Source organism: Nonomuraea sp. ATR24, assembly GCF_041950485.1.
GTDB lineage: Bacteria > Actinomycetota > Actinomycetes > Streptosporangiales > Streptosporangiaceae > Nonomuraea > Nonomuraea ceibae.
On record NZ_JBGNUU010000001.1, the window covers coordinates 464,479 to 478,114 of the forward strand.

General features: G+C 71.5%; 12 protein-coding genes. 3 read left to right on the plus strand and 9 right to left on the minus strand.

Annotated elements, in window-relative coordinates:
• Positions 1-2: 2 nt before the first annotated feature.
• On the minus strand, positions 3-1,361 hold the full coding sequence (locus ACBI99_RS02230) for a sugar ABC transporter substrate-binding protein (RefSeq protein WP_357592811.1): 1,359 nt from the start codon (positions 1,359-1,361) through the stop codon (positions 3-5).
• Between the two features lie 26 nt (positions 1,362-1,387).
• Positions 1,388-2,512, minus strand: a complete 1,125-nt coding sequence (locus ACBI99_RS02235) for a zinc-binding dehydrogenase (RefSeq protein ID WP_375071562.1) — start codon at positions 2,510-2,512, stop codon at positions 1,388-1,390.
• A gap of 112 nt (positions 2,513-2,624) precedes the next feature.
• Here ACBI99_RS02235 and ACBI99_RS02240 point away from each other — a divergent pair, with 112 nt between their 5' ends.
• A complete protein-coding gene (locus ACBI99_RS02240) occupies positions 2,625-3,473 on the plus strand; it encodes a DUF4429 domain-containing protein (RefSeq protein ID WP_375071563.1) in 849 nt (282 codons plus the stop codon).
• Here ACBI99_RS02240 and ACBI99_RS02245 read toward each other — a convergent pair.
• Positions 3,442-5,094 carry a catalase gene (locus ACBI99_RS02245; protein ID WP_219510561.1) on the minus strand — a complete coding sequence of 551 codons (1,653 nt, stop codon included), beginning with the start codon at positions 5,092-5,094 and terminating at the stop codon, positions 3,442-3,444. The two genes, ACBI99_RS02240 and ACBI99_RS02245, sit on opposite strands and share 32 nt — an antisense overlap.
• Before the next feature lie 86 nt (positions 5,095-5,180).
• A complete protein-coding gene (locus tag ACBI99_RS02250; RefSeq protein ID WP_375071564.1) occupies positions 5,181-6,491 on the minus strand; it encodes an FG-GAP repeat domain-containing protein in 1,311 nt (436 codons plus the stop codon).
• A 104-nt stretch (positions 6,492-6,595) separates the two neighbouring features.
• On the opposite strand from ACBI99_RS02250, the gene ACBI99_RS02255 reads away from it, so the two are divergent.
• Both ACBI99_RS02255 and ACBI99_RS02260 read left to right on the plus strand, forming a co-directional pair.
• Complete coding sequence (locus ACBI99_RS02255) at positions 6,596-6,940, plus strand: hypothetical protein (RefSeq protein ID WP_375071565.1); 345 nt, start codon at positions 6,596-6,598, stop codon at positions 6,938-6,940.
• Between the two features lie 198 nt (positions 6,941-7,138).
• On the plus strand, positions 7,139-8,362 hold the full coding sequence (locus ACBI99_RS02260) for a cytochrome P450 (protein WP_375071566.1): 1,224 nt from the start codon (positions 7,139-7,141) through the stop codon (positions 8,360-8,362).
• Positions 8,363-8,377: 15 nt separating this feature from the next.
• Here the strand turns inward: ACBI99_RS02260 and ACBI99_RS02265 are convergent, their stop codons facing one another.
• From ACBI99_RS02265 to ACBI99_RS02285, 5 genes are read right to left on the minus strand one after another with little or no spacing between them, the layout of a single operon-like run.
• Positions 8,378-9,076: an ABC transporter ATP-binding protein gene (locus ACBI99_RS02265; RefSeq protein ID WP_375071567.1), complete on the minus strand. Its 699-nt coding sequence runs from the start codon at positions 9,074-9,076 to the stop codon at positions 8,378-8,380.
• Positions 9,076-9,828, minus strand: a complete 753-nt coding sequence (locus tag ACBI99_RS02270; RefSeq protein WP_375071568.1) for an ABC transporter ATP-binding protein — start codon at positions 9,826-9,828, stop codon at positions 9,076-9,078. The genes ACBI99_RS02265 and ACBI99_RS02270 overlap by 1 nt, the downstream gene beginning before the upstream one ends.
• Positions 9,825-11,372 (minus strand): branched-chain amino acid ABC transporter permease, encoded by a 1,548-nt coding sequence (locus ACBI99_RS02275; protein WP_357592797.1) that lies wholly within the window; start codon positions 11,370-11,372, stop codon positions 9,825-9,827. Before ACBI99_RS02275 ends, ACBI99_RS02270 begins: the two co-directional genes overlap by 4 nt.
• A complete protein-coding gene (locus ACBI99_RS02280) occupies positions 11,369-12,280 on the minus strand; it encodes a branched-chain amino acid ABC transporter permease (RefSeq protein ID WP_375071569.1) in 912 nt (303 codons plus the stop codon). Before ACBI99_RS02280 ends, ACBI99_RS02275 begins: the two co-directional genes overlap by 4 nt.
• 3 nt (positions 12,281-12,283) lie before the next feature.
• On the minus strand, positions 12,284-13,525 hold the full coding sequence (locus tag ACBI99_RS02285; protein ID WP_375071570.1) for a branched-chain amino acid ABC transporter substrate-binding protein: 1,242 nt from the start codon (positions 13,523-13,525) through the stop codon (positions 12,284-12,286).
• Positions 13,526-13,636 lie beyond the last annotated feature (111 nt).

Genomic DNA, 13,636 nt, shown 5'->3' on the forward strand with positions numbered 1-13,636 from the left:
TCTCACTGGCCGTAGCCCTTGGTCTTCAGCAGCTCGGTGATCTCCTTCGCGGCCTGGTCGATCGCCTGCTGGGAGGTCGCCTGGCCGGACATGGCCCGGCTGGTCTGCAGCGCCAGGATCTGCTGGACGGCGTCGGACTCGGGCAGCCTGGGCCGCCACATCTGGCCCTTGCTCGCGACCTCGTAGCCGTCCTTGAGCGCCTGGTAGACCGGCCCGGCCCAGTCGGCGGGCGGGGTGCCGTCGAGGGTGGAGTTACGCGCCGGGAAGGTGCCGAACTCCTTGCCGACGAACTGCTCGCCCTGCTTGGAGGTCACCCACTGCAGCCACGTCCAGGCGGCGGCCGGGTGCTCGGACTTCTTGGAGATGCCCGCCGACCAGATGCCGCGGTGCGCGCCGGGCCCGGCGGTGCCCGCGGGCATGGTGGTGATGCCGACCTCCTCGGGGGTCAGCGTGGTGGTCTCCTTGTCGACGGCCGTGCCCTTGAAGACGCTGCCCCACATGAACATGGTGGCCGTCTTGCCCTGCCGGAACGCCTCCAGCGGCTCGTTGAACTGGTAGGTGGAGGCCCCGGGAGGCGCGTACTTGAGCAGGTCGACCTGCGTCTGCAGCGCCTTGACCCCGGCCTCGCCGGCGAAGGCGACCTGCATCTTGTCGTCGAGCAGCTTGCCGCCGTCGGAGTTGAGCACGGTCTGCCACACGGTGGGGGTCAGCGGGTCCTTGGTGAAGTACGTGCCCACGGCCCACGAGTCGGTCTTGCCGTCGCCGTCGGTGTCCTGGACGAGCTTCTGGGCGTCCGCGAAGTACTGCTCCCAGGTGGTCTCGGCGGTCGGCTCGGCGACCCCGGCCTTCTTGTAGAGCGACTTGTTGTAGAACATCAGCAGCAGGTTGGAGCGGACGGGCACCGCGTACTGCTTGCCCTCCCACTCCCCCGCGGCGAGCGGCGTCGCGTGGAAGTCGGCCCAGTCGTACTCGGGGTCGTTCCACTTGGCCAGCTCCTGGCCCTTGAGGTCGTAGAGGGCGCCGGTCTTGGCGAGCTGCGGGATCCACGGGTCGTCGGCGAGCACCGCGTCGTAGGTGGCGGTGGTGCCGGTCAGCTCCAGCATGGTCTTGGCGAGCTGGTCGTTGTACGGGATGCCGTCGATGGTGACCTTGATGTTCGGATACTTCTTGTTGAACTCCGGCACGAGCTTGTCCTGCCACTGCTTGGCGAACGCGTCGTTGGCGATCACGCGGATCGACACGGGCTGCTGCGCGGTGCCGAGCCCGCCGCCGTCTGCCGGGACCTCCTCGGCCGACGAGCCGCAGGCCGCGACGGCCAGACCGAGCACGGCTACGGCCGCGACCAGGCGGGTGCTTTTCAAGACTTCTCCTCCGGGGAAATGGGGGTTTACGCGGTGGGGTCGATCGCGAGCTTGACGACATCCCTGCCGTCGAGGGCGTAGCCGCCGCCGAGGGCTTCGAGCGCCTCGCGGACCCTGCCGAGCGGCAGGCGGTGGCTCACCACCTGCTCGTACGGCCTGCCGCCGCGTTCGAGGATGGTCAGCGCCTCGTGGTAGCGGCGCTGCATGTCGGGGCCGGCGCCGTACACGCCGGCGATCGTGATGTCCCGCTTCAGCAGGTCGCTGTACGGGTTGAAGGGGATGGCGCCGCGGTCGGTGAAGTTGCCGAGTTCGGCGAGCACGCCGCCGTCGGCGACCAGGCCGAGCGCTTCGCGGAACGCCTCGGGCGAGCCCGCGGTGCCGATGACGGCGTCGGCGCCGTCGCGGCCCAGCGCGTCGAAGATCTCCTGGCGGCGCTTCTCGGGGCCGTCGCCGAGCCCGACCACGGCGTCGGCGCCGAGGCGGGCGGCCAGTTCGAGCCGGGCGCCCGGCGCGCCGACGGCGACGATCCGGGCGGCCCCGGCGGTGCGGGCGGCGGCCACGGCCATCAGGCCGATCGCGCCGGCGCCCTGGACGACGACGGTGGAGCCGATCCGGATCGCGGAACGTTCCACGCCGTGCAGCGCCACGGACAGGGGCTCCTGCAGCACGGCAACCTCGGGGGGCAGGCCGGTCCGGTAGAACACGGTGCCCGCGTTGGAGGCGTACAGGTGGGTGGCGAAGCCGCCGGTGAGGTGCGGCGGGCGGTCGGCGGGCGAGGCGAAGCCGTAGGAGGGGCGGCGGTCGGGGCAGTTGCCGGGCCGGCGCCGCACCTGGCAGTCGTAGCACCGGCCGCAGCTCAGGGACGGGAAGACGCCGACGCGGTCGCCGACCGCCACGGGCCGGCCGGCGTGGTCGGTGGTGACGCCCGCGCCGAGGGCGGCGAGGGTGCCGACGATCTCGTGGCCGAGCAGCGCGGGGAAGCGGACGCTGGCCAGCCGGCCCCGGTAGATGTGCGCGTCGGTGCCGCACATGCCGCAGAGCTCGACCTTGAGGACGAACTCCCCGGGGCCGGGGCGGGGCAGCGGGTAGTCGCGTACGTCCACCGGTCCCGCGACGTCGGTGACGATCGCCGCGCGTGCCGTCGCGTCCATCCACCGCCTCCACATTCTGCTTTCTATAGAATGCAGCAGACGTTAGTTTGTGGTGTTTTGGCCGGTCAAGGCTTGTTATCGGAATGTTTTCTGGCCTACTACGCTGGAGGACATGGCGGAGATGGCAGTCCCCGACGGGGCGTGGACGTTCGACGGAGAGACGGTCCGGATCATCCCGGGCAGCGGCCGCGAGGTCCACGAGCTGCGCAAGGCGCTCGGCGAGCTCGTCGTCCCGCTGGAGGCCATCGCCGGGGCGACGTTCGAGCCGTCACGCAAGGGCGGCCACCTGCGGCTGCGGCTGCGCCGGGGCGCCGACCCGCTGACCGACGTGGTCGCCGGCTCGCTGACCGCCCCCGCCGACCCCTACCGCCTGGCCGTTCCCAAGGGCCGCACCGGCGCCGCCGAATACTACGCCGACGAGATCCGCGACGCGCTCGCCGCGTGGCAGACGCCCAGCGGGCCGACGGACGACTACCTGCTGCCCGGGCCCGACGTGCCGATCAGCGCGTCCGCCGGTGACGGCACCGTCGCCTTCGACGGCGAGCGCGTACGCATCGAGTGGACCGCCTTCGCCAGCACCGCCAAGGACGAGGCCGGCCCGCAGGAGTTCCCGCTGACCGACCTGGTGGCCGTGGAGTGGAAGCCGCAGTCCGGCCTCGGCTACGGCACCCTTCGCTTCCGCGCCAAGGGCGACGGGCCCGACAAGCAGCCGCAGAAGGACCCGCGCTGCATCTCGTGGGGCGTGCAGCGCTTCGGCGGCACGACCGCGCTGGTCGCCGCCGCCGTGCACGCCCGCATCCCGCGCGGCGTCGCCGAGCTGCCCCCCGCCCCGGCCCCGGCGGGCGAGGTGGACGTGGTCCTGCGCCACCTCGCCGAGCTCGGCGAGCTGCACCGCTCCGGCGTGCTCACCGACGAGGAGTTCGCCTCGGCTAAGCAGGCCCTGCTGCGCCGCCTGGAGTGAACCGCTCGTCCGGCACGCAGTGCGTCATCTTCAGCCCGGTCACGTCACGCGGCCCGTTCCTGCCCAGCTTGGCCAGCCGGTCCCGGTCCTCGTCGGTCAGCTCCTGCTTGGGCAGCGGCTCCAGCCCGGCCACGTCGTCCGGCGTGATGCCCAGGCCCTCGCCCACGCGCAGCCCCAGGTCGTCCTCCACCAGCAGGAAGTGCCACACCATGCGCTCCTGGATGCGCCGGTCGCACTGCTTGAGCTGGGTGACGAAGTTGTGCACCAGGTCGTCGCGCTCCCACTCCTCCATCAGCAGATAACGCTGCCCGGCCTGCACGTAGTCGTTCGTGCGCGGGATGCGCCTGCGGGTGAGACGGCCGGTGATGACCGGGCCCTCGATGTCCTCCGTCGGGTACTCGGCCTCGCGCAGCCCGCCCACCAGCGACGGCTCGTAGTTGATGTGCGGCGACTCGCCGCCGGTGTCGACGAAGTACGTCATCTGCCCGTCACGCTGGTTGGTGCGGATGCTCGCGTTCTTCGCCTGGTTGACCGGGAGCTGCAGGTAGTTGGGGCCCACCCGGTAGCGCTGGGTGTCGCTGTAGGAGAACGTCCGCCCGACCAGCATCTTGTCGTCGGAGAAGTCCAGCCCGTCGACCAGCACGCCGGTGCCGAACGAGATCTGCTCGTTCTCGGCGAAGTTGTTGTCCACGTTGCGGTTGAGCACCATCCGGCCCACCGGCCGTGCCGGGAACTCGTTCTCCGGCCACACCTTGGTGTCGTCCAGCGGGTCGAAGTCCAGCTCGGGGTGCTCGTCGTCGCTCATCACCTGCACGAGCAGCTCCCACTCCGGGTGGTCGCCGCGCTCGATCGCCTCGTGCAGGTCCTTGGTCGCGTGCCCCAGCTCGGTCGCCTGGATGATCGCCGCATCGGCGGCCGTCATGCTGCGCACGCCCTGCTTGGGCATCCAGTGATACTTGACCAGGAACGACTCGCCCTGCTTGTTGGTCCATTTGTACGTGTTCACGCCGAAGCCCTGCATGTGCCGGTAGTCGGCCGGGATGCCGCGCGGGCTGAACAGGTTGACCAGCATGTGCATGCACTCGGGCGTCTGCGACATGAAGTCGAAGATCCGGTTCGGCTCCTGGCGGAACGTCACCGGGTCCGGCTTGAGCGCGTGGATCACATCGGGAAACTTGATCGCGTCCCGGATGAAGAACACCGCCAGGTTGTTGCCCACCAGGTCCCAGTTGCCGTCCTCGGTGTAGAACTTGACGGCGAACCCGCGCGGGTCGCGGGCCGTCTCCGCCGAGTCACGGCCGCCGATCACCGTGGAGAAGCGCACCGCGAGATCCGTGCGCTTGCCCGGCTCCTGGAACAGCTTGGCCCTGGTGTAGCGGCTGACCGGCTCGTCGCCGATCTTCCCGTACGCCTCGAAGAACCCGTAGGCGGTGGTCCCCCGCGCGTGCACCACCCGCTCCGGGATGCGCTCGCGGTCGAAGTGGCTGATCTTCTCCAGGAACTGGTAGTTCTCCAGCGTTGCGGGCCCTCGCGCGCCCACCGTCCGCTGGTTCTGGTTGTCGTAGACAGGATGCCCCTGCCGGTTCGTCAGCACTTCGCGACGGTCACCAACGTCACTCATGTCACCGTTTCCTCTCCTCGGATGACCCCTTTCCCGCCCTGCCCTCAAGCCGCCGTGCGACACCGGCAAAGACTTCGCCCCTCCGGTCAGCCGCCCTTGCCCGCCAGGTCGAACACCTGCAGCGTCGCCCCCGCGCCGTCGACGCGCCAGAAGCGGGCGCGGCCCGGGCCGCCCTGCCAGACGCGGATCACCTCGGCCCGGCCGTCGCCGTCGTGGTCGCCCACCGACCACGTCCTGATCGAGCCGCGCTCCCAGTCCTTGAGCCGCTTGCCCGCCGGGCCGCGCTCGGGGCCCCGATGGCTGAACGACAGGCCGGGGCGGCGCACGCCCGCCGGGGAGCCGGTGAGGATCTCGGCCCCGCCGACGACCCTCGCGTGCATGCCGATGACCTCGCCGGAGACCAGGTCGTCGGCGCCGTCGCCGGTCAGGTCGCCGGCGTGCAGGCTGCCCCGGACGCCGTCGAGCACCTGCGGCTCGCGGTCCGCGCCGCCGTAGAAGACGCGGGTGATGCCCTCGACCGACGGGTCCTCCGTCTCCATGCCGGGCTCGTTGTTGCGTGCTCCGCTGTCGCCGATCGCCACGTCGCGGCGGCCGTCGCCGTCGAAGTCGCCGAACACCGCCGAGCTGCCCGTGGCCACCTCGCGGAAGTCCTCGCCGGTCAGCAGCCAGGCGTGGGCCTGCTCGCCGTCGTCGGGCCCGTACACGACCAGGTCCGGCCCGTACGGATCGGTGACCATCCTGCCGGGCCACTCGCCCTCGGGGAGCGGACGGCCGCTCCGGCGGGCGGGCTCGCCGGACCTGGTGAACGGGCCGTGCAGGCGGACGAGCCTGCCGCCGGTGCCGTCGGGACGCGACGTGGTCGCCAGCAGGTCGGCGGCGGCGTCGCCGTCGAGGTCGGCCACGCCGGAGTGACTCCCGTACGGCAGGACGGCGGCCGGGCCCCGGCCGCCCCAGAAGATCATCAGGGACCGGTCGGGGATGACGACGTCCGCGCAGCCGTCGCCGTCGAGGTCGGCGAACTGCGGGGGCACCTCGCCGGACATGGCGCCGTCACCGGCGACGTACGCGGTGGCCGGGTCGAGCCCGCGCGCCGACCCGTGCACCACCACGAGCTGGGCCCGCTCCCGCCAGTCAGCGCCCGTCCGGACGAACGCCAGATCGGCGTAGCCGTCACCGTTCACGTCACCGGGCTCGGCCTTGCCGGAGCACCGGGGCCGCGACGGCGGCGCGGCGGCCGGGGTCACCGAGACCGGCACGGACTCCGGTGCGGACTCCGGTGCGGACTCCGGCGTGGACTCCGGCGCTGGCGGGGGTGTCGGCGCGGCGGGGCCCGGCCCTGCGGCGGCGCACCCGGCGAGCATCGACGACACGAGTAAGACTCCGAGCTTTCTCGCCATGGCCGCCCACTATGCCGCATCCGGCCGAGCAGCGCCCTGACACGAATTGTAAGTGTACGATTACTCTCTGTGTCCGATGTTGTTACTCCGTGAAGGGGAGAACCATGCGTTCGCACTCCGCTCTGGCCACCGCCGCCGGCGCCCTCATGCTGGTCCTGGCGGTTCCCGGCTCCGCCTGGGCCGCCACGGGCCAGTTCCGCTACTCGTACCAGACCGCCGACGGGTACGACGCCGTCGGCTTCATCAACAACCCGCCGAGCCGGACGTGCATCGACATCCAGGGCGCCGGCTCCGACGGCACGTCGGCCGCCTACGCGCCCAAGAACCTGACCGACGCGACGGCCACCGTCTTCCTGGAGCGCGGCTGCGCGGGCGACGTCTACTACAGCCTGCGCCCCGGCGCGGGCGCCTCGGACCGCCTCCTGGTGCGCTCCGTCGTCTTCTCCTGACCCCGGCGCGAGAACCCCGGCACGAAAGAACCCCGGCTCGGCGACCCGAGCCGGGGTTCCGCGCGTCTCCGGCCGACAGGCTGCGCTACCGGTGGAGGTAGCGCAGGCGGGATGGATCATGCCGCGCTCGCGCTGACAGGCTCGATCCGGTCGGCGGGCTCGGCGGAGCCCGCTCGCGATGGAGATCAGGGGGATCAGATGCGCGACCTCACCCGGGACATCGACAGTTTGCCTTTCCTCGACGTGTACTCCGCTGACTACGTCTCGGACCCACTGGGCATGATCGAGGCGCTCGGGCCGGGCGTTCCCGTCGCCCGGAGCCCGCGCGGGGTGGAGTTCCTCAGCTACGACCTGGCGCGGGCGTTGCTGCGTGACGAGCGGTTCACGGTGGGCTTCGCCGAGCTGCTCACCGCCTGCGGGCTGAATCCGGGCGACGTCGCCTACCGCTACAGCGTCGCGAACACGGCGGCGCTCGAGGGCGAGGCGCACCGGCGCCAGCGCCGGCTGCTGGGGCCGCTGCTCGGCCCGGTGGTGATCGAGCGGTCCCGGGGCGTGGCGCGCCTGATCGCGGCCGGGCTGCTCGACAGCCTGGCGGGCGACGAGTTCGACTTCGCCAAGGCCGTCGCGCCCCACGTGCCGGCCGCGTACTTCTGCCATCTCATCGGCGCGCCCGCCGAGGACCACGAGCTGGTCGCGGCCTGCTCGGACATGCTGCTCAAGGCGTTCCGCGCCGATCCCCGCCATCGTGACGAGATCGAACGCGGCGCCCGCACGCTGGTCGGCTACGCCCGCGCCCACATCGAACGCCGGCGCGCCGAGCCGGGCGACGACGTGCTCTCCCAGCTCCTCGTGGCGGAGCGGCGGGGCGAGACGACCACGGAGGAGATCCTCGAAATCCTCTTCACGCTGCTGACAGCCAGCACCGACAACACGAGCGCGGCCCTCTCGCACACCGTCATGGCGCTCGCCGCGCATCCGGACCAGTGGCGCCTGCTGCGCGAGGACCCCACACTCATCCCGAGCGCGGTCCAGGAGAGCCTGCGGGCGCGTCCGAACGTCTGGTCGGACCCGAGGCTCGGGAGCGCGGACCAGGAGTTCGCGGGGCTGGCGATCCCCTCCGGCACGTGGCTGTTCGCCTCGGTGATCGCCGCCAACCACGATCCGTCGGTCTTCACCGACCCGAAGCGGTTCCGGATCAGCCGTACGCATCCGAGACCCGTGCTGAACTTCGGCTCCGGGCGTCACGCGTGCCTGGGACGCCTGATCGCGCTCGTCGAGATCGAGGAGACCGTGCGGCTGCTCGTCGAGCGGTTCGCGAAGATCGAGGTCACCGGGCCGGTCGTCCGGGACGGGCAGCCGCACGGCGACTTCGTCCGCGCCCTGCCCGTCCGCCTCACACCGGCCCGCCCCGGCACGCGCTAGAGACGGCCGCCGCGGTCAGCCGAGGTAGGCGGCGCGGACGCGCGGGTCGGCCAGCAGGTCCGTGCCCGGCCCGGACATGGTGGTCCGGCCGAGGTCGATGACGTAGCCGTGGTCGGCCAGCATGAGAGCGGCCAGGGCGTTCTGCTCGACCATGAGGATCGTCGTCCCCTGGTTCCGGAGCAGGGCGATGGTGTCGAGGATGCGCCGGATCATGATGGGCGACAATCCCATGGTGGGCTCGTCGAACATGAGCAGCGCCGGCCGGGCCATCAGGGCGCGGCCGATGGCCAGCATCTGCTGCTCGCCTCCGGAGAAGAGCCCCGCCCGTTGCGTACGGCGTTCCCCCAGGACGGGGAAGAGGTCGTAGACGCGGGCCATGTCCTTCGCGACGTGGCGGTCCCGGCGCAGGTGGCCGCCCAGGCGCAGGTTCTCCTCGACGGTCATGCCGGCGAACAGGCGACGTCCCTCGGGGCAGTGCGCGACGCCGGCGGCGAGGACGGCGTGCGCCGGCAGGTGGTGGATGGGGCGGCCCCGGAGGCGGATCTCGCCGCGGTGCGGGCGGAGCAGGCCCGACACGGCCTTGAGCACGGTGCTCTTGCCCGCGCCGTTGGTGCCGACGAGGCAGACGATCTGCCCCTCCTGGACGGTGAAGCCGACGTCCTTGACGGCCTCGATCGCGCCGTACGCGACCGCGAGTCCGTTCACTTCGAGCATCAGGCCGCTCCTAGGTAGGCGTCGATGACGCGCGGGTCGGCGCGTACGGTCTCCGGCGGCCCGCTGGTCAGCAGGCGGCCGCGCACGAGCACGTGGACGTGGTCGCAGAGGGAGAAGATGAACCTGGTGTCGTGCTCGATCACGACCACGGAGATCCCGCGCCGGCGGATGGCGTCGATCAGGCGGCTGACGGCGGCCGTCTCGGTGGCGTTCATGCCGGCGGTCGGCTCGTCGAGCATGAGCACCGACGGGTCGCCCGCCAGCGCCCTGGCGATCTCCAGACGCCGCTGGTCCCCGTACGCCAGGCTGCGGGCGGGGGCCCGGCCGGCCGGGTCGAGCCCGACGAAGGCCAGTTCGGCGCGGGCGCGTTCGACGGCCTCTCTCTCGCTCCTGCGGAACCCGGGGCCGTGCAGGAGCGCGTTCAGCAGGCTCTGCCTGATCCGGGTGTGCCGGCCGACAAGCACGTTGTCGAGGATGGACATCTCGGAGAACAGGCGGATGTTCTGGAAGGTGCGCGCGATGCCGCCGCGGGCCGCCTCGGCGGCGTCGGCCACGAGCGGCCGCCCGTTCAGCACCACCTGCCCGGACGTGGGTGCGTACAGGCCCGTCAGGCAGTTGAAGAGGGTGGTCTTGCCGGCGCCGTTGGGGCCGATCAGCCCGACCACGCCGCCGTCGGGCACGGTGAGCGAGACGCCGTCCAGCGCGAGGAGGCCGCCGAAGGACATGAACAGGCGCTCTGCGACGAGAGTCATGAGGACACCAACCCCTTGGGCCGGAAACGCATGATGAGGATGAGGGCGAGCCCGAAGAGCATCAGCCGGTAGTCGCTGAACTCGCGCAGCTTCTCCGGCAGCACGAACAGCAGCGAGGCGCCCACGAGCGCGCCGGGCACCGTGCCCATGCCGCCGAGGATCACCGCGGCCAGCAAGGTGACCGATTCGCTGAAGTCGAAGCTCTCGTAGCCGACCGTGCCGAGCTTGTGCGCGAAGACCGCGCCCGCCAGGCCCGCCAGCGTGGCGCCCACCAGGAAGGCCAGGATCTTGGCCCGGCCGGTGCGCACGCCCATCGCCCTGGCGACGTCCTCGTCCTCTCTGATCGCCAGCCAGGCCCGGCCGGTGCGGCTGTGCTTGAGGTTGGCCAGGACCGCCATCGTGCCGGCGACCAGGAGCACGGTCAGCGCGTAGTAGAGGAAGCCGGCGGGCAGTCCGCCGACCGGCTGGTCGAAGCCCTGCCCGAAGAGGGTGATCGGCGGGATCCCCGGGATGGAGTTGGCGCCGCCGGTCAGCCCGCCGATGTCGTTCTGCGCGGCCCGGAAGAAGATCTCGCCGAACGCGAGCGTCACGATCGCCAGGTAGTCGCCCCGCACGCGCAGGGTGGGCGCGCCCACCACGACGCCGAGCAGGCCCGCCACCACCGCGCCCGCGAGCGCCGCGACCGGGAAGGAGACCACGTGGGCCAGGTTCGCGGCGGTGAAGGCGCCGATGCCGAGGAAGGCCACGTAGCCGAGGTCGAGCAGCCCTGCCAGGCCCACGACGATGTTGAGCCCGATCGCGGTGGCCGCGTAGATGCCGATGGTGGAGGCCACCGTCATCCAGTAGCCGGTTCCGGCCTCGGTGAGCGGCAGGAGCATGGCGCAGGCCAGCAGGACGGTGAGGCTGAAGGCCCGGTGCCGTTCGGCCAGGGCCGAGAGCCAGGAGAGCACCCCGTACGCGGACAGGATGCCGAACAGGCCGACGGCGAATCCGAGGAACGACAGGAACTCGGCCCCTCCGTGCGGGTTGGTCGCCCGGCTCTGCCCGCCCGCCGTCAGCATCGCCGACACCGCCCACAGCAGGGCGGCGAAGGCCGCCACCAGGATCGGCCAGGCCAGCGCGCGGGACGGAAGCTTCCACGTGGGGGCGGGTTCCCTCCGGCCCAGCCAGATCAGCAGGGCGCCGCCGGCCAGCGTCACCGGACCGCCGAACGACAGGACGCCGAGCGCGGCCAGGAACGCGGTGTGGACGAGCGCGATGACGGCCGCGCCCGCGCCCGCGGCCCGGCTCGCGCGGGGCAGCATCGCGGCCAGCCCCAGGAGCAGCAGGTGCAGGCGGAAGCCGGTGACCAGGTACGGGGCGTCGAAGAACTGCAGCGTGGCCAGGCCGGGATAGGCGCCGCCGGGGATGACGGCCGACGCCCACGGCGACAGCGCCCCGAGCAGCACCAGCGCGGCGCCCGGCGCGGAACGCCAGGCGGAGCGCGGCTCGCGCCGGGACGGCGCTTCGGTGACCGGGCGGTCCCGGACGAAGGAGGACGTCATGCCCGCACCCTCTCCGGCCGGCCGAGGAAGCCCTGCGGGCGGAACATCAGGACCAGGATCAGCAGTGCGAAGACCCACACGTAGTCGTACTGGGCGCCGCCCCAGGCGTACTGGCCGGCCAGTGACTTCACCAGGCCGATGGAGAGCGCGCCGAGCATGGCCCCGCGGATGCTGCCGATGCCGCCGAGCACGGCCGCGGTGAAGGCGAAGATGCCGTTCTGGAAGCCGATGGCGGTGTCGATCTGCGTGTAGTGGATGCCGTACAGGACGGCGCCCACCCCCGCGAGCGCCGCGCCGAGGACGAACGTCGCCAGGATCACCCGGTCCGGGTCGATCCCCATGAGCCGGGCGGTCTCGGGGTCCTGGGCCGTGGCGCGCATGGCGCGTCCCAGGCGGGAGCGCTCCACGTACAGGTGCAGCGCGGCGGCCAGAGGGGGGGCGACGGCGAGGGCCAGCACGCCGGTCCACAGGACCGTCACCGGCCCGAGCACCAGGTGCCCGTCGGGGAAGGCGCGCGGGAAGGCCAGCGGCGCCGTGGCGCCGGGGTAGAAGACCCGCACCACCTCCTGCAGCAGGATGGACACCCCGAGCGCGGTGATCAGCGGCGCCAGCTTGTGCGCGCCGCGCAGCGGCCGGTACGCCAGCCTCTCCACCGCGACCGCGACCGCCACGGAGACGGCCACCGCCGTCACGCACATGACCGGCAACGCCGTGTACCAGGGCGTGTCCGCGGGCAGCAGACGCAGGGAGACGAAGTGCGCGCCGAACGCGCCCACCATGAACACCTCGCCGTGAGCGAAGTTGATCAACTGGACGATGCCGTAGACCATCGTGTAGCCGAGCGCGATCAAGCCGATCAGCGCACCCAGCACCAGACCGTTGACCATCTGCTGCGCCAGAGTGGACACGGCTTACTTCGCCTCGAACTGGTCACTCAGCACGTCCTTCCACGCACCGGACGTGACCTTGTACACGGTGAACATCTTGTTGACGCTGTCGCCGTACTGGTCGAATCCGATCGTGCCGTTGGCGCCCGAGTCGGTCCGGTACTCCTGGACCTGCTTGATCAGCTCGGCGCGCTGTTCGAGCCCGCCGCTCCAGCCGCCGCTCGCGGTCACCTTGCCGGCCGAGGCGACGATGACGTTGGCCGCGTCGAAGGCGAAGGCCCCGAAACCGCCGTACCCGTCGGAGAAGCCCTTCTTCTTGTACGCGTCCACGAACGCCTTGCCGCTGTCCAGCTTGTCGATCGGCGCGCCGACAGAGGTGGCGACGTCGCCGTCCTTGCCGCCGAGCGCGATGAACTGGGGGTCGAACAGGCCGTCGGTGCCCGACACGGGCACGTTCAGCCCCAGGTCCCTGGCCTGCTTGCTGAGCGGGCCGGCCACGTGATACTCCGAACCGACGAAGATCGCCTCCGGGTTCAGCGTCTTGACCTTGGTCAGCACGCTGGAGAAGTCGCTGTCGTTCTCGTTGACCTTCTCGCGGATGACGATCTGCGCGCCGAGGCGTTCGGCCTCCTTGGCGAACTCCGTCGCGCTGCTCTCACCCACGGCCTTGCCGTCGGTGATGATCGCCAGCTTCTTCTTCCCCTCCTTCTGCACCATGTAGCGGGCGTTGAAGGGGCCCTGGAGGTCGTCGGTGCCGACGACGCGGAAGTAGTTGCCGTACTGCCGTTTCGGCGCGGTGGCGAAGTCGGCTCCCCTGGACAGCACCGGGTCGGTGTTGCCCGGCGAGATGAGCAGCAGCTTGGCGGCGGCGATCTTCGGCTGGATCGCCCGCGCCACGCCCGAGTTGTACGAGCCGACGACTCCCACGACGTTGGGGTCGTCGGCGAAACGCTGGGCCGCCGCGGCGCCCTTGTCCGGGTTTGCCTCGTCGTCCTGCGCATCCATCGCGAGCTGGTATCCCTTGACCGCGCACGCCGCGTTGGCCTGGTCGACGGCGAGCTGGACCGAGTTGCGGATGCCGAGCCCGATCGCCGACAGCTTGCCCGACATCGGCGCGATCACGCCCACGACGAGCGTGCCCTTGCTCGTGTCGCACCCCCCGGCGCTCCCGGCCGTCTCGGTCTTGCCCGCCGCGCACGCGCTGGTTCCCGTGGCCGTGACGACGGCCAGCAGCGCGGACAGCACGCCGGTGGTCTTGCTCTTCAACGCAGACTCCCTCGTTCCCCTGCATCCCGACACCCCGTCGGACCGGAGGGACGCTAGAGTCCTCGGCTGTCCACGCGACAGACCCATTCACTGCCCGAAAACTGTCCGGTG